Annotated in this window: 20 protein-coding genes and 1 pseudogene; 10 read left to right on the forward strand and 11 right to left on the reverse strand. The window is 70.7% G+C overall.

What is annotated here, in order from left to right; genetic code table 11:
• Positions 1 to 354 precede the first annotated feature (354 nt).
• Positions 355 to 1,332: an ABC transporter substrate-binding protein gene (locus tag ACZ5CR_RS33095; RefSeq protein WP_468864319.1), complete on the forward strand. Its 978-nt coding sequence runs from the start codon at positions 355 to 357 to the stop codon at positions 1,330 to 1,332.
• A gap of 36 nt (positions 1,333 to 1,368) precedes the next feature.
• Here ACZ5CR_RS33095 and ACZ5CR_RS33100 read toward each other — a convergent pair whose 3' ends face one another.
• Positions 1,369 to 2,661, reverse strand: coding sequence for a DUF5685 family protein (locus ACZ5CR_RS33100; RefSeq protein WP_468864320.1), 1,293 nt, complete (start codon positions 2,659 to 2,661; stop codon positions 1,369 to 1,371).
• Between the two features lie 289 nt (positions 2,662 to 2,950).
• Between ACZ5CR_RS33100 and ACZ5CR_RS33105 the strand changes: the two genes are divergently transcribed.
• Complete coding sequence (locus ACZ5CR_RS33105) at positions 2,951 to 3,394, forward strand: cell division protein SepF (protein ID WP_383275957.1); 444 nt, start codon at positions 2,951 to 2,953, stop codon at positions 3,392 to 3,394.
• A gap of 13 nt (positions 3,395 to 3,407) precedes the next feature.
• Here ACZ5CR_RS33105 and ACZ5CR_RS33110 read toward each other — a convergent pair whose 3' ends face one another.
• The gene (locus ACZ5CR_RS33110) at positions 3,408 to 4,604 is read right to left on the reverse strand and encodes an acyl-CoA dehydrogenase family protein (protein WP_468864324.1); all 1,197 of its coding nucleotides are present in this window, start codon (positions 4,602 to 4,604) and stop codon (positions 3,408 to 3,410) included.
• Positions 4,605 to 4,740: 136 nt separating this feature from the next.
• Positions 4,741 to 6,378, reverse strand: a complete 1,638-nt coding sequence (locus ACZ5CR_RS33115) for an MFS transporter (RefSeq protein ID WP_468864326.1) — start codon at positions 6,376 to 6,378, stop codon at positions 4,741 to 4,743.
• Positions 6,379 to 6,629: 251 nt separating this feature from the next.
• Here ACZ5CR_RS33115 and ACZ5CR_RS33120 point away from each other — a divergent pair, with 251 nt between their 5' ends.
• Complete coding sequence (locus tag ACZ5CR_RS33120) at positions 6,630 to 7,769, forward strand: glycosyltransferase family 39 protein (RefSeq protein WP_468864434.1); 1,140 nt, start codon at positions 6,630 to 6,632, stop codon at positions 7,767 to 7,769.
• Positions 7,770 to 8,005: 236 nt separating this feature from the next.
• Complete coding sequence (locus tag ACZ5CR_RS33125; protein ID WP_468864328.1) at positions 8,006 to 9,019, forward strand: phosphatase PAP2 family protein; 1,014 nt, start codon at positions 8,006 to 8,008, stop codon at positions 9,017 to 9,019.
• A 167-nt stretch (positions 9,020 to 9,186) separates the two neighbouring features.
• Here the strand turns inward: ACZ5CR_RS33125 and ACZ5CR_RS33130 are convergent, their stop codons facing one another.
• A complete protein-coding gene (locus ACZ5CR_RS33130) occupies positions 9,187 to 9,402 on the reverse strand; it encodes an I78 family peptidase inhibitor (RefSeq protein ID WP_468864330.1) in 216 nt (71 codons plus the stop codon).
• Between the two features lie 414 nt (positions 9,403 to 9,816).
• Here ACZ5CR_RS33130 and ctaD point away from each other — a divergent pair.
• Positions 9,817 to 11,388, forward strand: a pseudogene (gene ctaD, locus ACZ5CR_RS33135) (aa3-type cytochrome oxidase subunit I); the annotation flags it as partial.
• A 1-nt stretch (position 11,389) separates the two neighbouring features.
• On the opposite strand, the gene ACZ5CR_RS33140 reads toward ctaD, so the two are convergent.
• The 5 genes from ACZ5CR_RS33140 to ACZ5CR_RS33160 form a co-directional block, all read right to left on the reverse strand.
• Positions 11,390 to 12,460, reverse strand: coding sequence for a helix-turn-helix transcriptional regulator (locus tag ACZ5CR_RS33140; protein WP_468864333.1), 1,071 nt, complete (start codon positions 12,458 to 12,460; stop codon positions 11,390 to 11,392).
• A 96-nt stretch (positions 12,461 to 12,556) separates the two neighbouring features.
• Positions 12,557 to 13,432 (reverse strand): hypothetical protein, encoded by an 876-nt coding sequence (locus ACZ5CR_RS33145; RefSeq protein WP_468864336.1) that lies wholly within the window; start codon positions 13,430 to 13,432, stop codon positions 12,557 to 12,559.
• The gene (locus ACZ5CR_RS33150) at positions 13,429 to 14,709 is read right to left on the reverse strand and encodes a glycosyltransferase family 4 protein (protein WP_468864338.1); all 1,281 of its coding nucleotides are present in this window, start codon (positions 14,707 to 14,709) and stop codon (positions 13,429 to 13,431) included. Before ACZ5CR_RS33150 ends, ACZ5CR_RS33145 begins: the two co-directional genes overlap by 4 nt.
• Before the next feature lie 164 nt (positions 14,710 to 14,873).
• Positions 14,874 to 16,172, reverse strand: a complete 1,299-nt coding sequence (locus ACZ5CR_RS33155) for an ABC transporter substrate-binding protein (RefSeq protein WP_468864340.1) — start codon at positions 16,170 to 16,172, stop codon at positions 14,874 to 14,876.
• Positions 16,147 to 16,728: an MTB12 C-terminal domain-containing protein gene (locus ACZ5CR_RS33160; protein ID WP_468864343.1), complete on the reverse strand. Its 582-nt coding sequence runs from the start codon at positions 16,726 to 16,728 to the stop codon at positions 16,147 to 16,149. The genes ACZ5CR_RS33155 and ACZ5CR_RS33160 overlap by 26 nt, the downstream gene beginning before the upstream one ends.
• A 134-nt stretch (positions 16,729 to 16,862) precedes the next feature.
• Here ACZ5CR_RS33160 and ACZ5CR_RS33165 point away from each other — a divergent pair, with 134 nt between their 5' ends.
• From ACZ5CR_RS33165 to ACZ5CR_RS33175, 3 genes are read left to right on the forward strand one after another with little or no spacing between them, the layout of a single operon-like run.
• Positions 16,863 to 17,375 carry a hypothetical protein gene (locus ACZ5CR_RS33165; RefSeq protein ID WP_468864435.1) on the forward strand — a complete coding sequence of 171 codons (513 nt, stop codon included), beginning with the start codon at positions 16,863 to 16,865 and terminating at the stop codon, positions 17,373 to 17,375.
• A gap of 4 nt (positions 17,376 to 17,379) precedes the next feature.
• Entirely contained in the window at positions 17,380 to 20,073 is a 2,694-nt protein-coding gene (locus ACZ5CR_RS33170) for an ABC transporter permease subunit (RefSeq protein ID WP_468864345.1), read from the forward strand.
• Positions 20,070 to 20,777, forward strand: coding sequence for an ATP-binding cassette domain-containing protein (locus ACZ5CR_RS33175; protein WP_468864347.1), 708 nt, complete (start codon positions 20,070 to 20,072; stop codon positions 20,775 to 20,777). The genes ACZ5CR_RS33170 and ACZ5CR_RS33175 overlap by 4 nt, the downstream gene beginning before the upstream one ends.
• On the opposite strand, the gene ACZ5CR_RS33180 is transcribed toward ACZ5CR_RS33175, so the two are convergent.
• Both ACZ5CR_RS33180 and ACZ5CR_RS33185 read right to left on the reverse strand, forming a co-directional pair.
• Complete coding sequence (locus ACZ5CR_RS33180) at positions 20,764 to 21,555, reverse strand: LysM peptidoglycan-binding domain-containing protein (RefSeq protein ID WP_468864350.1); 792 nt, start codon at positions 21,553 to 21,555, stop codon at positions 20,764 to 20,766. The two genes, ACZ5CR_RS33175 and ACZ5CR_RS33180, sit on opposite strands and share 14 nt — an antisense overlap.
• Positions 21,556 to 21,674: 119 nt before the next feature.
• Positions 21,675 to 22,319 (reverse strand): LysM peptidoglycan-binding domain-containing protein, encoded by a 645-nt coding sequence (locus ACZ5CR_RS33185; RefSeq protein ID WP_468864352.1) that lies wholly within the window; start codon positions 22,317 to 22,319, stop codon positions 21,675 to 21,677.
• Positions 22,320 to 22,841: 522 nt separating this feature from the next.
• On the opposite strand from ACZ5CR_RS33185, the gene ACZ5CR_RS33190 reads away from it, so the two are divergent.
• Both ACZ5CR_RS33190 and ACZ5CR_RS33195 read left to right on the forward strand, forming a co-directional pair.
• Complete coding sequence (locus tag ACZ5CR_RS33190; protein ID WP_468864354.1) at positions 22,842 to 23,651, forward strand: hypothetical protein; 810 nt, start codon at positions 22,842 to 22,844, stop codon at positions 23,649 to 23,651.
• 149 nt (positions 23,652 to 23,800) lie between these two features.
• Positions 23,801 to 24,100, forward strand: a complete 300-nt coding sequence (locus tag ACZ5CR_RS33195; RefSeq protein ID WP_468864356.1) for a hypothetical protein — start codon at positions 23,801 to 23,803, stop codon at positions 24,098 to 24,100.
• The last annotated feature ends 98 nt before the right edge of the window (positions 24,101 to 24,198 follow it).

The following is a 24,198-nucleotide window of genomic DNA, read 5'->3' on the forward strand; positions in this document are numbered from 1 at the left end:
TATGAGCGGTGAGTCTCACGGCAGTTGACGCGGAAACGGATGCCTGTTCCACTTGCCCCATGCATTCGCAGCAGTGGCTGGTCACGCGCTCCCACATCGACTTCGGTCGAGTGTGGTCGGCGTCGTGTTCGACGACTCTCTGAGCCGACCCCCTGCGCGCTGAGCCCTCTTTCCTTCCCGGGTCTCCTGCGCCTCGCATCTCCCGTGCGCCGCATCTTCTGTGCGTCCGCGCGCCCTTGACCTCGCCTTCACACGCGTACTCCGCCGCCGCACCGCTGCTCTGAGCGGCGGCACCCCTCCCTCGTCGTACGTCCGCTTCGCCCTGCCCTGCTGCCTGATGGAGAGCGTCACGCCATGAGTAAGTCCCCGTATTCCCGTCGTTACGGATATTCCCGTCGTACCCCAGTAGCCTTCGCCCTGATCACCGCCACCGCACTCACGCTCACCTCCTGCGGCTCGGGCGACTCCGCCGACACCACAGGCGGCGCGGCGCCCGCGGGCAAGAGCGACAAGATCCCCACGCAGGACGTGGTCTCCTCGGTCGAGAAGAACGCGGCGGCCGCGAAGCTCCTGCCGGCGGACGTACGCGAGCGGGGCACCCTCAATCTCGCGACCGCCGTCGGCGGCAGCCCGCCCGGCAACACCTACCTGGAGGACGGCAGGACGATCGTCGGCCAGGACGCCGACTTCGCGGGGGCCGTCGCCAAGGTGCTCGGCCTGAAGCTGAAGCGCGAGGCCGCGAGCTTCGAGGCGATCCTGCCCGCCCTGGACAGCGGGAAGTACGACCTGGGCACCGGGAACTTCGGCGTGACCGAGGAGCGGCGCAAGACCATCGACTTCGTCACGTACATCAACGACGGCCAGGGCTTCGCCGTCCGCGACGACAGCAAGCTGAAGAAGGTCACCGACTTCCGTCAGCTGTGCGGTCTGAACGTGGCGACCGGCGCGGGCACCACCTTCGAGGTCACCCTGGAGGACAACAAGCACGTGTGCCAGGACGCGGGCAAGAAGCCGTACAGCGTGAAGACGTATGCCGAGCAGGGCGCGATCTGGGGCTCGCTCCAGCAGGGCCGCACCGATGTGGTGATGTCCACGATCAACGGCCTGCGCTACGCGGTCGACCAGCAGGAGGGCCTGAAGTTCCTCGGCGAGTACCACCGTCTCGACGTCGGCTTCGCCTTCAAGAAGGGCACGAAGCTGGCGCCCGCCTTCCAGGCCGCGGTGAATCGGCTGATCGAGGACGGGACCTACGACCGCATCCTGAAGAAGTGGGGCACCCAGGACTCGGCGATCGGGAAGTCCCGGATCTCCCCGCCGGAGATCAAGGACTGACCGCCCCTCAGCAGGAGCGCCCCGGCCGCGCAGTACTTACAGCCCGCAGTCGCAGCAGGAGCAGCACTCGCAACAGGAGCAGCATCCGCCGTCGTCGCAGTTGTTGCAGCAGCCCTCGCGCTTCTTGCGGGACCAGGGGCCCTCGTACGAATCGGCGCAGCACAGCTTGCAGGTGCAGCAGAGCCCGATGGCGACCGCGCACCCCGCCCAGAACCCCCGCTTGCCCGGCTTCGGCGGCTGCGGCTCGAACCCGGGCCCGCCACCAGAACCGCCGGGCCCGCCCGGACCGCCAGGACCTCCTGGCCCACCGGGCACCCCGCCTCCGTACGGATTGCCACCTCCGTACGGGGACTGCGGGCCGTACGGACCGCTGGAGGGAGGTCCGTACGGCCCGCTCCAGTCCGGCGGACCGCCCTGCGGCGGCCCGAAGGAACCGCCCTGATGGGCCGTCACCTCGTGCGCGTGCCCGCAGGCGTCGGTTCCGAAGGCGCGGTCCACCGAACGCCCCAGCTCGTGCGCGAGGAGCATGTGGGCGAGCTTGCCGTCGGTGAATTCGGCGTCGCGCAGCGCGAGGCGGATGCCGTGCAGCGCGTCGTCGGCGAGGCGCCGGGCCTCGGCCAGGCCCGTGCCCGTGGCCGTCAGCGGGTTCCAGGCGCCCGACGCGGCGTCAGCTTCCTTGTCCTCCACGGCATCCAGGAGGTGCGCGAGCCTGCCGAAGAGGCGCCCGGCCTCCGCGAGGGGCTCGGCGTTCTCCGGCCTGCCCGCGATGACGGCGGTGTGCGCGAAGGCCGCCGCGGTCGCGGTCTCGGTCGGCTCGGTGACCGTGAGCAGGGAGGTGCCGGGGCCCGCCAAGCCCTCGATGCCGACCTGGCGTTCAACGGCGTCGAGCAGGACCGCCGTGTCGAAGCCCACGTCGGCGCCGGTGCGGGCACCCGCCCGGTCCCAGCTCCGTGCCACCTTGCGGGCGGCGGCGGCCAGGGGCCTGCGGGCCAAGAGGCCGTCCCCGTCGACGACGTGGTCACGCACCTTCGCGGACGCGAGGACCAGCGAGACCGCGGCGGCGAGTCGCGCGCCCTCGCCCTGCGCGACGGACGCGGTGCGCATGCCGCGCAGCGGGCAGGGGCCCGCGGTACGGCGCCATCCGGTGGATTTCTGGGCCTGAGCCTCCGTCAGAACCGAGATGATCAGGCCGTCATAGTTCGTCACGACACGGGCGAACTGTCCGTGATCACCGCGAAGCGCGAGACAGAGTCCGCACAGATGCGCCATCCACTGGGCCTTGAGCCCCTCGCCCAGACGATGGCTGCAAGGCCTGACAATTCCGAACATACGACTCCCCCGTGAGCCTGCCGTCGATCAACTCGGGCATCGTATCGAGGGGTCCGTTCACCCGGACGCACCGGTCGTCACCCATACGCCGTGAAGAATCATATTTCACTCACTGTCAGCAGCCGTACACAGCAGACCCCTTGGGGAGCCACGTGTCTCAGCGTGTTGACTCTGCACCAGTACCGTCACGAAAACCCCGCGCGGCGACTATCCACTTGGCGCACTATCAGCATCATGGACGAACATGGGGATGCGGAACGCAGAAAGCCCGCTGTGAGAGGAGGCGTCCATGGGATCGGTGCGCAAGGCGAGTGCCTGGCTTGGCCTCGTCGACGACAACAACAACGACGAGCGTTACTACGACGGATATGACGACGACGCGGCCGAGGGACCCGGCGATGCCTGGGTGACCGACCCGCGGGTGCGGGTGGTGGCCGAGGCCGCCGAGGAAGAAGGGCGCCGGATCGGGACCGTGACCCCGGACAGTTTCCGGGACGCGCGCGGCATCGGCGAGCTCTTCCGGGACGGCGTCCCGGTCATCATCAACCTCACGTCGATGGAGCCCGGCGACGCCAAGCGCGTCGTGGACTTCGCGGCAGGACTGACCTTCGGCCTGCGTGGCTCCATCGAGCGCGTGGCGACGCGGGTCTTCCTGCTGACCCCCGCCGACACCCACATCGTCAACGGGGAGGCCACCAGCCGTCCGACGGACGGCTTCTTCAACCAGAGCTAGCGGGCGAGGCCGCTCACCGGAAAGCGTCGAGGCCGGTGAGCGCCTTGCCCAACACGAGCTGATGCATCTCGACGGTGCCCTCATAGGTGAGCACCGATTCGAGGTTCGTGGCATGCCGCATGACGGGGTACTCGAGCGAGATCCCGTTCGCGCCCAGGATCGTCCGGGACGTGCGGCAGATCTCGATCGCTTCTCGTACGTTGTTGAGCTTGCCGAAGCTGACCTGTTCGGGACGGAGCCTGCCCGCGTCAAGACGCCGGCCGAGGTGGTGCGCGAGCAGGATGCCCTTGTGCAGCTCGACCGCCATGTCGGCGAGCTTGGCCTGGGTGAGCTGGAAGCCGCCGATGGGCCTGCCGAACTGCTCGCGGGTCTTGGAGTACTCGACGGCTGTCTCGAAGGAGGAGCGGGCGGCGCCCATGGCTCCCCAGACGATGCCGTAGCGCGCGTGGGAGAGACAGCTCAGGGGGCCCTTGAGCCCGGTGACCTCAGGAAGCACGGCGTCGGCCGGCAGCCGTACCTCGTCCATCACCAGCTCACTGGTGACGCTCGCGCGCAGCGACCACTTGTGCTTGATCTCCGGCGCCGAGAAGCCGGGGGTGTCCGTGGGGACGACGAAGCCGCGGATCCCCTCGTCCGTCTGCGCCCAGACGACGGCGACACCGGCCACCGACCCGTTGGTGATCCACATCTTGCGTCCGGTGAGCACCCAGTCGGTGCCGTCCTTCTTCGCGTGCGTACGCATGGCCGCCGGATCGGAGCCGTGGTCGGGCTCGGTCAGACCGAAGCAGCCGATGATCTCCCCGGCAGCCATCCCCGGCAGCCAGCGCTGCTTCTGCTCCTCGGAGCCGAAGCGGTGGACGGCGTACATGGCGAGGGAACCCTGCACGGAGACGAGCGAGCGGATGCCGGAGTCGGCGGCCTCCAGCTCCAGACAGGCGAGGCCGTACTGGACCGAGCTCGCCCCGGCGCAGCCGTAGCCCTCCAGGGACATGCCGAGCGCGCCGATCGAACCGAGCTCTCGGGCGAGATCGCGGATGCCGGGCAGCTCGCCCTTCTCGTACCAGTCGGCGATGTGCGGCAGGACGCGGTCGGCCGCCCAGGTGCGGACGGTCTCCCTGATCGCGAGGTCCTCCGGCTCCAGGAGGTCGTCGATGCCGAGGGGGTCGGCGGGGTCGAAGGGCGGCAGGGGCGTACGGGCGCTTGTGGACATGCGGGCCTCCGGCGACACGAAAACTAGCAGTGGTAGTTATCCAGGCTCGGCTGACGTTACGACGCAGCATCCCGCACGTCCAGAGCCGCCCGCCTCCCCCGCGCCCGCCCCGGCCGCGGCCCGGAACCTGCCCGCCTCAGCGGCGGACTGGTTCCGCGGGCTCCGCGGGAGCCTCTGCCGCGTCCCGGGGCGCCGGAATCCCCTGCTCGGGCCGCTCCCCCTGCGTCCCGCACTCCATGGTCCGCGGCAGCTTCAGCGCCATCAGCGCGCCGAGCAGCAGCAGCCCCGCGCTGACCAGCAAGGTCACATGCAGCCCGTGCACGAAGGACTCGCGCGCGGCGTCGCGCAACGCCTCGCCCGCCCCGCCGCCGAGCCCCGAAGCCACTTCGTACGCCTCGCCGAGCGAGTGACTCGCCGCGTCGCTCTCCTTGGCCGGCACGCCGTGCACGGAGGAGAGGCCCGGTGCGTACGCCGCGTTCATGACGCTGCCGAGCAGCGCGATGCCGATGCCGGCGCCCAGCTGGTACGAGGTCTCGCCGATCGCCGCGGCGCCGCCCGCCTGCGCCTGGGGCGCCTCGCTGAGCATCGACTCGTAACTGCCGAAGAGCGTGGTCTGCAGGCCGAGGCCGAGCAGCACGAAGCTGGTGATCATCAGTGGGTCGTTGATCTGGTCGCCCATCCCGGTGAGCACCACGACGGCCACCGCGGTCAGGGTGAAGCCCGAGGCGACCATCACGCGTGGGCCGAAGCGGTGCAGGAACTTCGATCCGGCGAGGCCCGCGACCATCGCGGCGACGGTGAGCGGCACGAGCCGCAGGCCGGTCTGGAGCGGGGAGAGCCCGAGCACCAGCTGCAGATACTGCGCGGCGACCAGTTCGAGGCCCACCAGGGCGAGCATCGCCAGGACGATGCAGCCCAGCGAGGTGCTGAACGCGGGCCGCGCGAACATCGACAGGTCTATGAGCGGAAACTTGCGCCGCCGCTGCCTGCGCACGAAGCCGATCAGGAGGGCCCCGCCCAGGAAGAACGAGAGGAGCGTCGTCATGCCGAACGGCGACTCTCCGCCACCGGCCCGCTTCACCGCGAACACGAGACCGAAGAGTCCGCCCGCGGCCATCAGCGCGCCGACCACGTCCCACGGCCCGTCGCGGTCACCCGTCGACTCGGGCAGGAGCAGTCGCCCGATGGGCAGGCTGACCAGCATCAGCGGGATGTTTATCAGGAAGACCGAGCCCCACCAGAAGTGCTCAAGGAGGAAACCGCCCAGCAGCGGCCCGCCCGCGGCGCCGATTCCGGCCACCGCGCTCCACACGCCGATGGCGACCGCGCGCTCACGCCGGTCGGGGAAGACCTGGCGCAGGATCGAGAGGGTCGCGGGCATGATCATCGCGCCGCCGACGCCGAGCAGGGCACGGGCCGCGATCAGGATCTGGGCGTTGTCCGCCATGGCTGCCACGGCCGATGCCACGCCGAAGAGGGCGTAGCCGAGCAGCAGCACACGCCTGCGGCCCACCCGGTCGCCGAGGGTGCCGAACAGGATGAGCAACGAGGCGCAGACCAGGGGATAGACGTCCACGATCCACAGCAGCTCGATGCCGCCGGGCTTCAGGTCCTCCGTGACGGCGGGCACCGCCACATGCAGAACGGTGGCGTCGACGGCGACGAGCAGCAGGCTCACGCAGAGAACGACGAGCACCAGCCAGCGGTTGGCGCCGCCCTGCGACCCGGGTACCCGACGGCCGGAAGGAGCGGTGGCCGTGGTTGAACCCGACATGTGCGATACCTCCCAGTGATCCCTCGCATCGGCGGCCCCGCGGGACGTGATCTCCCAGCTGGCGGCGGCGATAGGCGAGTGAGCCGTCAGAGTACGCGAGTTCACGGCCGTGGCGCGTGGCGGACCTCTCATGGTTGATCGGAGAGGGTGTGGCGTACGCCACGCTGCACACGCCTGGACCACGCACCCGGCCGGGCGGCCGGTTCCCGCCTACGCCGATAATCGTGCCCGTGAACGACCTTGATCAGTGCATGCCGCCGCCTTCGTACGGCGCCCGTGCGAGCAGCGCGCTGCGCCGTGCGGCACCCGCCCTGCTCGCCTACGCGGGCGTGCGCGCCCTGGGGGTCGCCGTGCTCGCGGCGTGGAGCGCGGCGGCGGGCAAGAGCCCGCACACGCTCCTCACGGCACGGTGGGACTCGCTCTGGTACACCCGTGTCGCCGAGTTCGGCTACGGCTGGGAGGTGAAGCTGCCGGACGGCAGCGTGCACTCGAATCTGGCGTTCTTCCCGCTGCTGCCCTGGCTGGAGCGGCTCGTCTCGGCGATCAGCCCCCTTTCGTACGCCGACGCGGGCCTGGTGGTGAGCTGGCTGGCCTCGCTCTGCGCCGCCGCGGGAATCTTCGCGATCGCCGATCACCTCTACGGGCGCCGCGCGGGGATCTGCGCGGTGGCGCTGTGGGCGGTCCTGCCCGTGGGGATCGTGCAGTCGATGGCGTACAGCGAGTCCCTCTTCACGGCGCTCGCGGCCTGGTCGCTGTACGCGGTGCTCACCGGCCGCTGGGTGTGGGCGGGTGTGCTCGCCTCCTGCGCGGGTCTGACCCGGCCCGTGGGCGCCGCGGTCGTCGCGGCGCTCTGGGTGACGGCGGCCGTCCACGTCCACCGGGAGCGCGGCGCCTCCTGGCGCATGATCCTGGGGGTGGTCCTCGCGCCGCTCGGCGCCGCGGGCTACGTCCTGTGGGTCGGCCACCGCACCGGCGACGGCCTCCTCGGCTATCTCGACGTGCAGGCAGGCTGGGGCAACGGCTTCGACTTCGGCTACGCCTTCGCCCGCTTCGTCGGCGACAAGTTCACCGCCTTCCCCGCGGCCCTGGCGGGGGTCGGCCTGATCGTCGGGGTCGCCCTGGTGATCTGGCTGTACGTCATCGGCGTACGACGGAGGCAGCCGCTGCCCCTGCTCGTCTACACCGGGATCGTCGTGGCGCTCGCCCTGTGCGCGGCGGGCTATTTCGGCTCGAAGCCGCGCCTCCTGCTGCCCGCCTTCCCCCTGCTCCTGCCCCTGGCGGTAGCGCTCGCCCGGCTGCGTACGTCCAGGTCGGCCCTTGTGCTCGGGGGTGTGGCCGCGGCGAGTGCGGTGTACGGGGCGTTCTGGCTGAACGGCTCGGGTCCGCCATGATCATTTCTGCGGCCCCGGTGAGCGCGGGGGAAATTCCGCACCAGCCCGCGGTGAACGAATTCATAAGCGCCATAAAACCGTCCCACTAATGATCAACAAATTAAGTAAGGAGCTCGTGGCCGAATAAGGAATCCACAGGAATAAACCCCTGCCTGAGAGGAATGCCACATCACATCGTCATCACAAAGCCACTGATTCGGCCTAGTCGCGCACTCACTCGCTGTAACGTCGATTGGGTGCGTACCGAACGAAACCTCACCCGTCTGGATCGGGTCTTCGCCCGTCTCGACCGTGAACCGGAACGACCGGCCGGCCTCGATGTACCGAGGATGAGCAGGCACCGGATCGTGCTCTTCAGCGCGACCCTGGCCTTCTACCTCGCCATCGTGGTCGCCGTGCTCGCCACGACGTGGCTCGTGCGGTTCGACTGGCAGGTCATGTTCTTCCGGCCCTACCAGCAGTGGCCCGAGATCCACGCCTTCCTCGACTACTGGGTGGTCCTCGGCCAGCGCGGCCCGACGGCCGTGATGGTCGCGGCCTGGCTCGGCTGGCGCTCCTGGCGTCAGCACACCATCCGCCCGCTCCTGACGTTCGGTGCGGCGCTGCTGCTCCTGAACGTCACGGTCGGCGCCGCCAAGATCGGCATGGGCCGCCTCGGACCCCACTACGCCACCACGATCGGCGCCAGCGAGATGGGTCTCGGCGGCGATATATTCCCCTCGGGTCACACCGCCAATGCCGTGGTGACCTGGGGAATCCTGGCCTACATGGCCTCCACCCCGCGCACCCGGCGCTACCTCTCGGCGCTCTCGGCCGTGGTCTCCCTGAGCGTCGGCCTGACCACCGTGTACCTCGGCACGCACTGGCTGAGCGACGTCTTCCTCGGCTGGGCCGCCGGTCTGCTCGTCCTGCTCGCGCTGCCCTGGGTGGAGCCGCTGCTCACCCGGGTCGAGGGCTGGATCTTCAGCGTGCGGGACCTCTGGCGCGACCGCCGTGCGGGCGCAGGTGTCCCGGCCCCGGCCACCCCGGTGCCCGCGATGTCGCCGCAGGCCGCCTCCGTGCCGGCCGACGAGCCCCAGGTCCGCGAGCCGGTCGGCGTCCCGCGCCCCGCGCGCTCCCACCTCGCACCGGGCCCGCACACACCGCGCTCCGAGCGCAGCCCGGTCACCCCGGCGGGCAGCCGCCGCCCGCCGCACTCCGAGCGCGCCTCACGCGCCTCCACGCCGGCCCGCCCGGTGGCGGGCGGCTAGCCCCAAGGCAGCGGGGGTCGGTACGCACAACCCATCCCCCGCATCGCGAAGGCCCCGGTTCCGTCTCGGAACCGGGGCCTTTCGCCTGTCTGCTTGCTCGTCCGCGCCGTACGCGTTGCTCGTCCGCGCCGTACGTGTTGCTTGTCCGCGCCGTACGCGCCAGAGGGTCAGCCCTTCCAGCAGCGGGTCACGACGCCTTCCTTGACCTCGAAGTTGAGCCGCCCCGCGAGGTACTCCATGGTGATCATCGCGCCCGGCGGCAGCGACCTGACAGGGGACCAGCCGCGCTCGCGGGCCTGCTGCTCGGCGCCCTCGGCCGCGAGGCCCACATAGGCGTCCAAGCTGTCCTGGGGTTCGGCGGGAGGGGTCGGAATAGGTGCCATGACCGCCACGGTAGGCGGCGTGGCCCGGCCGGGGAAGGCCGTAGCCGGACACCATGGGTCACCGGTCCCTCTCCGGTCACGCTTTTGTCACAGGATCACGACGCCCGTTTCCTCTTAACTCCGTCACACGTACGGGCGGTTCCGGACTTGTTCAGACGTGATTCCCGCATTTACCGCGAGCCTGTCGGCGGTGACCGGAAACGACCGTTACGGCCCGGCCGAAAGGTGGCCCGAGCACCTTTTCACTCCCCCCGCAATTCCCGAATCCTGGACGCTCCAGGGGATGTGACAGCGCATAAGGAATTCACGGTTCCAGCACAGCGGCTCGTACGCCCCCTGTCGGAGTCCGGGGGACGCGAGCATCATGGCCCCCGCTGGCAGGCCTACGGTGCGCGACGGAGAAGGGGCGGGCGTATGGGGACCGAGACCGAGGCACCACAGGCGCGACCCGTCCGGCAGGCGAGCCCGGGCCGGATCCTCGTGGACTGGCTGACCACCACGGACCACAAGAAGATCGGTCACCTGTACCTGATCACGGCCTTCGCGTTCTTCCTCGTCGCGGGCGTGATGGCCATGATGATGCGGGCCGAACTCGCCCGGCCGGGCCTGCAGCTGATGACGAACGAGCAGTTCAACCAGGCGTTCACCATGCACGGCACGATCATGCTGCTGCTCTTCGCGACGCCCACCTTCGCGGGCTTCGCCAACGAGATCATGCCGCTGCAGATCGGCGCGCCCGACGTCGCCTTCCCGCGGCTCAACATGCTCTCGTACTGGCTGTTCCTCTTCGGCGGCCTGATGGTGCTCGGCTCGCTCCTGGTGCCGGGCGGCCCGGCCAACTTCGGCTGGTTCGCCTACGCGCCGCTGAACAGCATGGAGCGCTCGCCGGGGATCGGCGCCGACCTGTGGATCATGGGGCTCGCGCTCTCCGGGTTCGGCACGATCCTCGGCTCGGTGAACTTCCTGACGACCATCATCGGGATGCGGGCGCCCGGGATGACGATGTTCCGGATGCCCGTCTTCACCTGGAACGTCCTGTTCACCTCGATCCTGGTCCTGCTCGCGTTCCCGGTCCTCGCCGCCGCGCTGCTCGTCCTGGAGGCGGACCGGCGCTTCGGATCCATGGTCTTCGCCCCGGAGAACGGCGGTGCGCTGCTGTGGCAGCACCTCTTCTGGTTCTTCGGGCATCCGGAGGTCTACATCATCGCGCTGCCGTTCTTCGGGATCATCTCCGAGATCATCCCGGTGTTCAGCAGGAAGCCGATCTTCGGCTATCTGCCCCTGATCGGCGCGACGATGGCCATCACCGGGCTCTCGGTCGTCGTATGGGCGCACCACATGTTCGCGACGGGCGCGGTGCTCCTGCCCTTCTTCTCCTTCATGTCCTTCCTCATCGCGATCCCCACCGGCGTGAAGTTCTTCAACTGGACGGGGACGATGCTCAAGGGCTCGCTGTCGTTCGAGACACCGATGCTGTGGGCCATCGGCTTCCTGGTGAGCTTCCTCTTCGGCGGGCTCACCGGCGTCATCCTGGCCTCGCCACCGCTCGACTTCCACGTCACCGACTCGTACTTCGTCGTGGCGCACTTCCATTACGTCGTGTTCGGCACCGTCGTCTTCGCGACCTTCGGCGGCTTCTACTTCTGGTGGCCGAAGCTCACCGGGAAGATGCTCGACGAACGGCTCGGCAAGATCCACTTCTGGACGCTCTTCGTCGGCTTCCACACCACGTTCCTCGTCCAGCACTGGCTGGGCGCGGAGGGCATGCCACGGCGTTACGCGGACTATCTGGCAGCGGACGGCTTCACGCTGCTCAACACCGTCTCGTCCATCGGGGCGTTCCTGCTCGGCATGTCCACGCTGCCGTTCCTCTACAACATCTGGAAGACCGCCAAGTACGGCAAGAAGGTCGACGTCGACGACCCCTGGGGCTTCGGCCGCTCCCTGGAGTGGGCCACCGCCTGCCCGGCGCCGCGCCACAACTTCGTCACGCTGCCCCGGATCCGCTCCGAGTCCCCGGCGTTCGATCTGCACCACCCTGAGTACGCGGCGTTCCAGCCGCCGGGGACACAGCACCCGGATCCGCAGACCGAACACCCCGGTCCAGGGCCCGGCTCAGGAGGTCCCGCGCCGAGCTGAGCCGCTCGGTGAGGTCCGTCGGTTCGACCACCTCGAACTCGAAGCCCATCAGCAGCACATGGATCACCATGACGTCCAGACTCGTGGCGCCCGTGCGCAGCAGACAGCTGTGCCCGGTCTCGGCCTCAAGGGTGCCGTCGGACGGGGTGACCCGCTGGGCCGCCTCCTCCAGGGGCACCAGGAGCCGGAACACCGCCTGGGCGGCGTACGCGCGCGTGGAGATGCCCTGGGAGACGTAGGCGGCGAGATCGTCGGCGGGCGGGGTGCGGGGGGCGAAGCGCGGTCCGTGCGGCGGCCTCGGCGTGACGCGGTCCGCGCGGAAGGTCCGCCAGTCGTCCCGCTCGACGTCCCAGGCGACCAGGTACCAGCGGCGCTCGGTGCAGACGAGGCGGTGCGGTTCGACGGTGCGGCGGGTCGGACTGCCGCCGTGGTCGCGGTAGTCGAAGCGCACGCGCTCCGAGTCCCGGCAGGCGTGGGCGAGCTCGGTCAGGACCGAGGGGTCCACGGCCTGCTGCTGCGGAGTCCGGAACATCGGCACGGTGAACGCCGTCAGCGCGCCGACCCGGCGCCGCAGCCTGCTCGGCAGGACCTGCTCCAGCTTGGTCAGGGCGCGTACGGAGGTCTCGCCGATGCCCTCGATGCCCTGTCCGGCCGCGGTGCGCAGACCGACGGCCACCGCGACCGCCTCGTCGTCGTCCAGGAGCAGCGGCGGCAGCTCGGCTCCCGCGCCGAGCTGGTAGCCGCCGCCCGTGCCGGGGCTCGCGTTGACGGGGTAGCCGAGCTCGCGGAGCCGGTCCACGTCGCGCCGCACGGTGCGTGGGGTGACGCCGAGCCGGTCGGCCAGGTCCGCGCCCGACCAGTCACGGTGGGCCTGCAGGAGCGAGAGCAAGCGGAGCAGTCGTGCGGAGGTCTCCAACATGAGGCTGATTGTGCCCGGCGTCGCGGACAGCCACGGTCCGCGATGGCGTCAGCCCTCGATGGCGCCAGTCCCCGATGGCGTCAGCCCTCGATGGCGTCAGTCCTCGATCGCGTCCGTCTCGCGGATCCGCACCGAGAGGTCGTTGTCGTTCGTGTAGTACGCCCCCGCGTCCAGCGGGCCGTGCGCCGCGGTGTCGAGCCGCACCGACGGGTAGGTGAAGATCTGCTTCTTGTCCGGTACGTCGTCCAGGAGCCGGGCGAGCCGGACCCGCGGCCCGCTGTCCCCCGCGGGGCGCAGCCAGAGGTCCCAGGGACCCGGGCCGCTCTCGGCGAGCACGTCACAGTGCAGGGTGAAGCTGAACTCCACGCCGTCCGCGGCGAGTTCGTAGCGCTCGATGCGCTCGGGCTCGGCGCGCAGGGACGCCTCGGCGTATGCGGTGCCGGTCAGCGCGGTGCCGTACACGCGGCCCTGCGCGCTCACCGACGTGCCGTCGATCCTCAGCTCGCCGATCTCGGCGTGCGGGGCGCGCAGCCAGCTGCGTACGGAGAGGTTGCCCTGCTTGGTCGCGTACGGGATGCGGACGGCGATGTAGGCGCGGGCCCCGCTGGGGGCGCGGTCGACGAGGGAGCGCAGGTCGTTCACGCCGGGCGCGAGGCGGCGCGGTGTGCCGCCCCCGACCTCCGCGTAGGCGTTCCAGCGTCCCTCGGCCAGCTCGACGCTGCTGGGCAGCGCGGCCCGCAGCCTGCCGTCGGCGGCCGGGGACAGCGGCAGGCGCACGTCCTCGTCGGTGGACGCGGCATCACGGCGGCGCAGCAGGAGGTAGGCGGCGCCCTCGCCACCGGGGTCGGTGACGTCGAAGGTCAGACCGCCCGCGGAATCGGCGATGCAGTCGGCGCGCGGTGCCGCGGGGACGTCCTGATCGGCACCGGTGTCGCAGGGCGATGAGGCGTCCGGGGTGGCCAAGGCCGTCATGCGGTGAATCCTTTCGTCTGTATGCCGCTGGTCGGAACCCCGTGTCCGATGTCCCGTATCGCGTAGGCGCCGTTGAGCAGCGCCCCACGGGTGCGGTGCAGTGAGCCGCGCATCCGGCCGCCGAAGGAGCTGCCGCGGGCGAGCATCCCGGTGAACATCGCGTCGTAGCGCTCGGCGATGTGGGCCGGGTCGAAGCGCTCGGAGTCCTCGAGCGCGGCGCCCGCCATCCGGTGGCGCAGCGTGTCGTCGTTGATCAGTTCGAGCAGGCCGCCCGCGATCGCGTCGGGGTTGCCGACCTCGACGAGGCGCCCGTCGACACCGTTGTCGATGATCTCGCCTGGCCCGTGCGGGCAGTCGGTGGCGACGACCGGCAGGCCGCAGCGCATCGCCTCGACGATCGTCATGCCGAAGGATTCGAGGCTGGAGGTGACGGCCGCGATGGAGCCCTTGGCCCACTCGGGCTCGATGGGGTGGGCGGGCCCCATCAGGAAGACGTGGTTGTAGAGGCCGAGCTCATCGATCAGGGCGCGCAGCTTGTCCTTCTGCTTGCCGCCGCCGTAGATCCGAAGGCGCCAGTCGGGGCGCTCGGCGCGTACCTGGTCGAAGGCCCGTATCAGCAGGTCGTACCGCTTGACGGGGGCGAGCCGCCCCGCCGCGACGACCCACTTCTGGGAGCCGTCGGCGGGCTCGATGCCAGGCGCGGGCACGGGGTTGGGCACGGCCTGGATGTGGACGCCGGGCAGTCGCATCATGCGGCGGTAGGCGCGGGCGTCGGCCTCGGTCGTCGTGGTCAGGACGTCGAGGCGGGGATAGACGCTGCGGAGCTGACGGCGCAGTTCCTTGGAGTGGCTGTCGAGCGTGAGGTGCTCCTGGCCGACCCGCAGCGGGCCGCGCGCCGCCTCACGGGCGATGTGCACGTTCAGGCCGGGCCGCGTACCGACCACCACGTCGGAGCTGAGCGAGGAGAGGTGCGCGGCGATACGCCGGTCGGTGAGGGCGTTGTACTGGCCGTAGCGGCCTTCCGCGGTGGGGAACGTCCGGGCGGGCCGCAGGGCGTCGGCGCTCTCCCCCTCGTAGCCGGGGCTGTCCTTGCGCATGTCGACGAGGTGACTGAGCCTGACGCGGGAGTCAGGCGAGAAGACGGGCTCGTCACGGTGGCGGAAGACGGAGACGATCTCGACGTCGTGCTGCTCGGCGAGAGTGTTCGCCAAGTTGTACGTCGTCCGGATCGTCCCGCCGATTCCGTACGCGTTATGAATAAGGAAAGAGATGTGCATGCGTCCCCGTATCCCACGCTTCCCCGCGGACAGTCCTTCTCGTCCGCCTACCGCAGGGTTAGACGGGTATTACGGGAACAGGGTTGGGTTTCATCATCATCTTGTTCCTGAAGCGATGCGTCATCGGTACCCCGATTCGGGAACTTTCCGCCCACCCATCCGCATCATGGCTGGTAGGAGAGCTGCGGCACGTCGAAGCAGTTTTTGCTCATGTCCCCCTGTGTGACCCACCCCTCACCGTCCCTCCAGCGGGCCACCGACATACAGGTCATACGGGTCTCCGGCGGATCGGCTCGTTCCTCGTACGTCACCGGGAGCAGCAGCCCCCGCGCGGTGTACGACTTGCCCCGGTCCATGAAGCGGTCGACGCACGCGCGCGTGACGTCCCCCCGGCACGACTCCGCCGCGTCCGTGAACCACATGGCGGCGGCCCAGCCCTCCAGCTGCCACTGGGAGAGCACCTTGTGCCCCTTCATGGCGTCGCGGAAATCGCGTACGGCCGGATGGTCCGTGTCCTCGTAGTTGCGGCTCGCCCCGGTGACCCACAGGGCGTTGCGGCAGCGCGGTGCGTCCTTGTAGTCGTCGGCCACGGAGGAGGTCCAGTTCTGGACGTTGGTGACCTTGGCGGTCACCTTCGCTCCGACCGCGTCCATGGCCTCGCACAGCTGGGCGTTGCCGTGGGTGTCCATCGCGTCGAAGACCAGGTCGGCGCCCTGCTCCTTCAGGTCGGCCGCCGCCGCGCGGAAATTGGGCAGCGCGAAGTCGACCTGCTCGGTGACCACCTTGTAGCCCTCGGCCTTCAGGCCCCGGGTGACGAGACGGGCGTACGCGGCGGACGCCGCCTGGTTGTAGGAGACGACGGCGGCGGTCCGTGCGCCCCGCTCCCGCTTGAAGTAGCGGTAGACCTCGGTCCCGCCGACCAGCTTGCCGCCCCAGCCCGGCTTCCCGTTCCGTGGGGCGAGGCTGCCGTAGATCCCGTAGAGATGCGGATAGGTGTCGTACGCGGACCCGATCGGCTGCCCGCCGACGTCGGGCACGCCCGCGCGGGAGACGCGGGACGCCCCGGCGTAGTCGAGGGAGCTGGTCGCGACGAGCGCGACGACGTGCTCCTCGTCGAGGAGCTTGTCCACGCATTCGTTGTTGCCGACGCCACTGCCGCCGTCGTCGCACGTCCGCACCTCGACCTTGCGCCCGTCGATCCCGCCGCGCGCGTTCAGCCGCTCGAAGTACGCCTCGGCCCCGTCGCGCGGCCCGGTGAAGGCGGAGCCGCCGACGGGGCTCGTCGCACTGGTGATGACGCCGACCCGGATCGGCGCCCCGGCCGGGGCGGGCGCCGTGCTCCGCCCCTCGAAGTCGCTCTCGGGGAGCCGGCTGCCGCACCCGGCCACCGCCACCGCCACCGCCACGAGCAGCGCGGCTATGGCTGGGGCCAGGCCCTCAACAGCCCGGGCCGGGCGACTCATTGCCGCTCAGCTTCACCAGTGCGCAGAGAGTCTTGACGGACACCTTCCAGGTGTCGTCCTGGTTGACGGAGGTGCCCGAGGCGTCGGGCAGCGCGGTGGCACCCTTCAGCTTCAGTGCGTACGTCACGTCCGCCTCGGTCGCCGAGCTGAACTCGACCTTGGTGACGTCGGCGCTGACCTGCGTGCCGCGTTTGTCGCCGCTGAAGCTCTCCAGGACGCCCCGCATCTTCGACCCGTTCTCGAGGACGGCCTCCTTCTCCTTCACGGGGACGGCGGGGTCGAAGAACTTCTCGAAGTTCTTCTTGACCTGTTTCTCAGCCGCCGTGGGATCCGAGGGCGCGGTGGCGGTCGCACTCGCGGCGTCCGAGGGAACGTCCTTGGTCGATTGCGCGGCGGACGGCTTGGGCGGATCGCTCTCGCCGCCACCGCCGCTGTCGTCGCCGCACGCCGCGGCGGCCGGAGCGACGAGCAGGACCGCGGCAGCCGCCATCGCCGCGCTCCGCACCCTTCCCCGCCTGATATCGCTCCCTCGCCTGGGCCTTGTCCAGAGAACCATCTGGTTCACCGCCGGGTATCGGCCGAGCCGTCAGGGCCCGGAGCTTTCAGGGTCAGCTTCCAGAAGGCATAGTGCAATCCATTGACTGACATGGACAGCCCATTGACGTGACTGACGTGTTCCAGGGGGCCCTTATGCGGGCGGCTCGACCGGATCAGACAGCTCGTTCGGCTCGGCTCAGCGCGGTGCGCCCCGTCCTCTGGGCGGCCTTCGCCGCCCTCGCCACCGGTGCGGTGCTCTGTGTGATCGGCTGGTACGGCGTGTCCGGCGAACGCTTCGCCGAGCGGCAGCTCCCGTATCTGGCGTCGTGCACGGTGCCGGGGGCGGCACTGATCATCGCCGGGGCCGTGCTCTTCGTCCACGGCAGGAGCGTTCTGGCCACGGCCCGCGTGGAGGAGCTGTACGAGCTCCTGGTGACGGCGGGCTCGCCTCCGGCCACCACGGCGTCCCCGGCCGCGGTGGCGACGAGCGGCGACCTCCTGGTGATCCCCGGCGGGACCCTCTGGCACCGGGCGGACTGCCCCCTGGTGGCGGGGAAACCGGAGGCGGTCCCCGCGGACGCCCACGTCCTCGCGACCGGTGACCTGAGCCCGTGCCCCATCTGCGAACCGCAGCCGTCCCCCAGCACCCCGTCGCCGGAGCGATGACCCGGTGGCCTCCCTGAGCTACGACCTGACCCTTGCCGGGCTCGCGGTCGGCAGCGCGGCCGCCCTCACCGGCATCGGCCTGATCGTCACGTACCGCGCGACCGGCGTCCTCAACCTCGCGCACGGCGCGATCGCGATGGTCTGCGCGTACGTCCTGCGCCAGCTGACGGCGGAGTGGCACTGGCCGCTGCCCCTCGCCACGGCGTTCACGCTCCTTCTCGTCGCCCCGGCCATCGGTCTGCTCCTGGAGAGGGCGGTGTTCCGCCCGTTGTCGGTCCTGGGCGGCGATCCGGCCCAGACCTTGGTGGCGTCCATCGGCGTCTTCGTCCTCCTGGTCGGAGGCGCCGCGCTGATCTGGGGCCCGGGCGCGAAGGCGGACGCACCGACCCTCGTACCTGCGGACCCCTGGGCCCAGTTGGGGGTGACGGTCGTCCTCGCCGCCTCGGTCTGGGCGGTCACCCGCTGGACCCGCTTCGGCAGCGAACTGCGGGCGGTGGTCGACAACCGGCCCCTCGCCGTCCTCGGCGGCATCGACGCGGACCGGGTGGCGTCGGCGGGCTGGGCCTTCGGCGCGTTCACGGCCGGCCTCACCGGCGTACTGCTCGCCCCTTTCGTACGCCTCGATCCGTACGGCATGCCGCTCCTGGTCATGGAGGTGGTGGCCGTCGCGGTGGCGGCGCGCATGCGGAGCATGCTGGTCGCGGTGGTGGTGGCGCTCGGCGTCGGCGTGGCCCAGAGCCAACTGACCCGCCTGCACCCCTCGTCGGGCTGGGCGGAGCCCCTCCTCCAGGCAGTGGGAGCGAACCTCTTCGTGGTGGCCCTGTTGATCGCGGCCCTCGTGCTCCCGGGCATCGGCTCGCAGACCACGCTTCCGCGCACGGCGACGGCGCGCGTTCCGACGCCACCGGGCGCGTGGATCGTGGCGGCGGTCCTCTTCCTCATACCGCTCGGCTTCGCGGGCTCGGACCTGACCACCTCGGTCCAGGTCCCTGCCCTGGCCGTCATCCTCCTCTCCCTGGTGATCGTCACCGGCAGAGGCGGCCAGATCTCCCTGGGCCAGGCGGCGTACGCGGGTCTAGGCGCGCTCTTCACGGCGCTCCTGACGGCGGGCCGCTTCCCGGGCCTGCCCGAACTCCCCCACCTCCCCGCCCTGGCCCTGGCCGTCCTGCTCGTGGCGCCCCTCGGCCTCCTCACCGGCTGGCCCGCGTTGCGCCGCCGCGGCCTCGCGCTCGCCCTGGCGACGTTCGCCGTCGGCGTCGGCGTCAGCCGCTTCGTCTTCGCTCAGCCGTACGCGACGTCGGGCCTGGCCCTGGACCGTCCGGCGGGCTTCGACAGTGACCGCGCGTACTACGTCCTCGAACTGGTCCTGCTCGCGGCGGCGTTGCTCTTCGCGGCCGGTATGCGCCGGGGCCGCATGGGGCGTGCGCTGGCCGCGATGCGGGACCACGAGGCGGGGGCGGGCGCGGCGGGGGTGCCGGTGCGCACCCTGAAACTCACGGCCTTCGTGGCAGGGGCGGCGCTCGCCGCGCTGGGGGGCGGGATGCTGGGCATGGGGCTACGGGCCTTCGACCCCGCCGCGTACGACCCCGTGCGGGGGCTTCTCTGGTTCGCGGCGGTGGTGGTTCTCGGCGCCGACAGCTTGCTGGGCTCGCTGGTCGCGGCGGCGCTGCTTGTGGGCCTGGACGCGGGCACACGGGGTGGCGTGGCCGCAGCGGTGATCGGTGTCCTCGCGGTGCTGGTGGGGCGCTTTCCCGGGGGCCCGTACGAGGCACTGCGTGCGGCTACCGCGAGCTTGAACCGCCGCCCCGCCCTGACGCCCCTGGGCACGCGTGCCCGCACTGCCCTGGCCTCTCCTTCGCACCCGCCCGCCCGAATACCCCGCGTCGAGCCGGTGGGGAGCGAGCAGGCCCAGAACAAGCAGGCGGAAAACCAGAGCTCGGAAAAGCGTTGTACCGGGCCGCAGGCGCCGATCCGACCCGAGGGGACGGTTCGGTATGTCCGCCCGGAGCACGGTTCGCGGCTCACCGCCCACCACATCACCGCCACCTACGACGGCTTCACCGCCCTGGATCGTGTGGATCTCTCCGTGCCTCCCGGCCACATCACCGCCGTAGTAGGCCCCAACGGCGCCGGCAAGAGCACCCTCTTCCACTGCCTGGCAGGCACCCTGCGCCCCGATTCGGGCCGCATCACCTTCGACGGCCGGGACATCACCCGCACCCCCGCCCACGCCCGGACCCGCCTGGGCGTGGCCCGCACATTCCAGCAACTGGCGGTCTTCCCGTCGCTGACCATCACGGAGAACGTCCAAGTAGGCGCGGAACAGGGCCGAGTCCCGGACCCCGCAGCCACCGCCCAGTCCCTCCGCCTCCTCTCCCTCCACCACGACGCGACCCGCCACCACCCCGCAGCGGACCTCCCCACCGGCACCCTCAGACGCGTAGAACTGGCCAGAGCCCTGGCGGGCCGACCGCACACGCTGCTCCTTGACGAACCGGCGGCAGGTCTGGACACCGCCGAAGTGGCCGCCCTGGCCCGCGTCCTGCGGGCCCTCGCCGCCGACGGCATGGCGCTCCTGGTGGTCGAGCACGACATCGACCTGGTCGCGAACCTCGCCGACACCGTCCACGTCATGGCTGCGGGCCGCATCATCACGTCGGGCCCGCCCAACGAAGTGCTCCACAGGGTGACCCCATGAAAACCGGCATCCAGCTCCACGAGGCCCGCGTCCGCTACGGCCCCCTGGAGGCCCTGCACGGCGTGAGCATCGCCGCCCCGTCCCCCGGCCTCACCGTCCTCCTGGGCCGCAACGGCTCGGGCCGCACCACAGCTCTGCGCGCCCTGGCCGGCACGGCCCCCCTCGCCACCGGCACCGTCACCTGGGACGGAACGGACGTCACCCGGCTCACCGCGCACGCACGCGCGAAGCGGGGCCTGTGCTTCGTACCGGACGGACCAGCCGTGTTCGGCCACCTCACCGTCGACGAGAACCTCGACCTGTCCAGCCGCGAGGCGAAGGCCGACATCACCCCGGCCCTGGACGCGTACCCCGAGCTGCGCCCCCTGCTCCCCCGCCGGGCAGGCACCCTCTCCGGCGGCGAGCAACGCATGCTCGCCCTCTCCCGCGCCCTCCTGACGGCCCACGCCCGAGTGATCCTCATCGACGAGCCCACCCAGGGCATGTCCCCAGCCGTCGCGTCCCGGACGTACGACCTTCTCGTCGGCCTGAGCGCGCACGCCTGTGTCCTGACGGCGGAACAGCGACTGCCGTCCGGTCTGCGAGAACACGCGGGCCCGACGGCAGTGGTGGTACACCGACTGCGCCGTGGCGCGGTCGTGTTCAGCGGCGAGGCGAGCGAACTCGGCCGACGGAGGCGGTCCGAGCGGCCTACTTCGCGATGACCTTTTCCGGAGCGGACTTCGACGGAGCGGGCTTCGATGAAGGGGACTTCGATGGAGCAGCCTCCGACGGGGTAGCCATCGTCGGAGCGGCCTTCGACGGAGCGGCCTCCGACGGAGCTGCTTGCTCCGGAACAGCCTTTTTCGGAGCGGTCTTCTTCGGGGCGGTCTTCTTCGGAGGGGCCTTCTCGGGAACAGCCTTCTTCCAGATGACCAGCTTCGTGCCGACATCCAGCCGTCCGGGCTCGCTCCCCACAGCCTTCCGGTTGGCTCGATACAGCGCCTGCCAGCCGCCCTTGACCTTGTAGCGCCGGGCGATGGAGCTCAACGTCTCGCCCGCCTTCACGACGTGCACGACGACGCGGCCGTCCCGGATCTCCTTGGGGATCTTCTTCGAGCACACGGGCCACGCCTTCCACCCCTGGGTGCGCAGCACCTCCTCGGCGACCTTGATCTGCTCCTTCTTGGTGGCGAGGTCCGCGCGCGGCGCGTACTTGAGACCGCCGTGCGCCTCCCACGTGGGCTGATAGAACTGCAGCCCTCCGTAGAAGCCGTTCCCGGTGTTCACGTGCCACCGGCCGCTGCTCTCGCACTGCGCGAGGCAGTTCCAGGGCCCCTCGGTGCGGGAGCAGTCGTACGCCGCGACGGCGAGCCGGGGCGCCGGCAGGGGCGGTGTCGGAGCAGCGGACGCGGATGCCGGAAGCAGCAGCGAGGAGACCGCGGCGACGACCAGAGCGGCCGAACCAGCGGGCCACAGCGACCGGAGACTCTTGATCGGCATCGGGTACATCCGCCCACGCTAGGCAGCCCCGCCATGGCGGGGAGCCGTGCCGCGCCGCCACGGGCGCGGTCCCACCCGGTCGGCCGACCGAGCGGGACCGCGCCCCTGAGGGGGAGAACTCAGAGGTCGAGCCGCTGCCCGGGCAGGATCACATGCGGATTCCCGCCGACGACCGCCTTGTTGGCGGCGTACACCTTGTGCCAGCTGACGCCGTGCGCCGCTGCGATCCGGCTCAGGGTGTCCCCCTGCCGAACGGTGTAGTCACCGCGACTGGAGCCACGGTTGACATGACTCGGCGCCCGCCTCTGCGGCTTGACGGCCCGCGGTTCGGCCGCCTTGGGGGCCTTGGCAGTCCTGGGGGCCTTGGCCGCCTTGGGGGCCGCTGGAGCCGCTGCCGCCCCCGGCGCGCCGCCGGACGCACCCGCACGCGCCGAGCAACTGGGCCAGGCGCCCCACCCCTGAGCGCGCTGGACCTTCGCGGCGACAGCGATCTGCTGCGCCTTGGACGCGTTGTCGGCGGTCGCCGCATAGGCTCCTCCGCCGTACGCCCGCCAGGTGGACGCGGAGAACTGCAGTCCTCCGTAGTAGCCGTTCCCGGTGTTGATACTCCAGTTTCCGCCGCTCTCGCACTGAGCGATGCGATCCCACACTCCGCTGTCCGCCGCTCCGGCCTGGCCGGTGGCGGTGAGCAGTCCCAGCGGGGCGAGCAACGCCGCTCCGCCGATCACTGCTGTCCTGCGAACGCACTTGGGACGTGCGGACATGAATATCCCTCTCGAAGGACTCGGGATCCCCCAGATGTGCCGGGCCTCCTGGCGCATCTGACGCCGAAGGCCCGCTCATCCTGTCCGCCGGAGTGCGGCACTTTCGTGCCGCGGTGCTTGAGCTGGCTGGTGCGGCCGGCGGACGTACCCGAGCGGTGCTCGCTGCACACGGCGGTGGAATCTAGGCGCCTGCTCGCCCCGGCATCAACCAACCCACCGTCACTCCAGGCCAGCAGGCGGTTACCTGGAGTATCGGCGAATTCAGGCCGCCCATTAAATTCACCGATTTCATGGTTTGTCGACCTGCCGCCCCTGAAGCATGTGACCCAGCTCACCACTCCAACTTCCTTGTACGTAGAACGCGTTGGTACGGAGTGACGGATTCCGCCGGACAACTCACCCTCCGCTGTGGATGGTTCGATTCCGTTCGCCTTCGCGCGTGACTTGCACCACTGATCGCCCGTTGTCTTCTTATGAGCCGGGCACCCCCGGTCCGCACGCAACGATTCCGAGGAGCCACCCGTGCCGCGCATGCTCGACGTCGGCGACGACGTACGCGCCGAGATCGGCGACGAAGAAGCCGACCGGCTGCTGGCCGGAGAGAACGCCCCGGGCAGTTACGACTGCACGTCCTGCCGCACCCCGGGCGACACCGAACAGGAACGCACCAGCACGGTCCTGTTCATCGGCGACGAGACCGCCGTGCTCGCCTTCGCCCACGCCACCTGCCTGCCCTCCCAGATCGTCCAGGTCTCCGAGGAGCAGTTGCAGGGCGCCGTGCGCTCGATCACCGGCGAGGACGGCACCGGCCTCGCCGGATACCCCGGCCCCGGTCCCGGTCCCGGTGAGGCAGCGCCCGACCAGGCGGTTCTCGGCGTGACCAGCGGTCTCGTCCTCATCGAGGGCGAGCTGCGGCCCGCGCTCGTCGTCGAGCCGACCGGAGCCATCGCTCGCCCCGGCACCGAGCCCGGCGGCGACAACTTCCTGCAGCTCCTGGTCGAGCAGGGCTTCTCGCCGGTGGCCTCGCTCGACGGCGTACCGCCGGTGCTGCACGGCTGGTCGGTGCTGCTCGCCGCGGGTCAGCTGCACGCCGTGCTCCAGCCCGGCACCGGCGGCGGGGCCCCCGTCGCCTGGTGGCAGGCCCACCACCCGCTCCAGGTCACCGACGCCTGGCGGGCCGCGGCCAACAAACTGCAGACGGTGCTCCTGTTCGCGGCGCCGGTCGGCTCCATCGGCCGCCAGCACCGCGAGGACCTGATGCGCGACGCCCTGGACAAGGCGGCGGCACACGGTCGTCTGGTCGCGGCCGCGATGCCGCTCGCCGGCACCTGAGCCCGCGGGGGCCGCGCCGCTCACGCTCCCGGCGCTCCGTGAAAGCGGCGCGGCCCCCGCATCCGTACGGGCATGGGGTCGTTGGCACATACGTGCACACATACGACCCCTCCCGCCCCCGGCCGGCGTACCAGACCCCCATTCCCTCCATGCGCTCGTCGCAGGACACGGGGGCCGCCCACTCGGCCACGCCGATCTACGACGCGCTCTACTCGGAGTACCGCAGGTCGTTCAAGGCCCTTCCGGGAGACCGGTCCGGCGAGGAGGATCTGGGGTTCACCTCGTTCGGCGGCGCGCCGTACGGCATGCACCGGGCCGGTGACCGGAACGAACCGCGGTACAACACCTTCAGCCAACTGCACGTCACCCGCTACGGCCACGAGCAGCACGGCACGGCGAACCAGCAGTTCCCCGCGGCGCTTCCCCCGGCGCCGCGCAGGGGGCTCTGAGCCACCACCACCGATGGGCCGGGGGGGGGGGGGGGGGGGGGGGGGGGGGGGGGGGGGGGGGGGGGGGGGGGGGGGGGGTGTGTTGGTGGTCTTTGTTT

It is taken from the genome of Streptomyces sp. NPDC031274 (assembly GCF_055570235.1).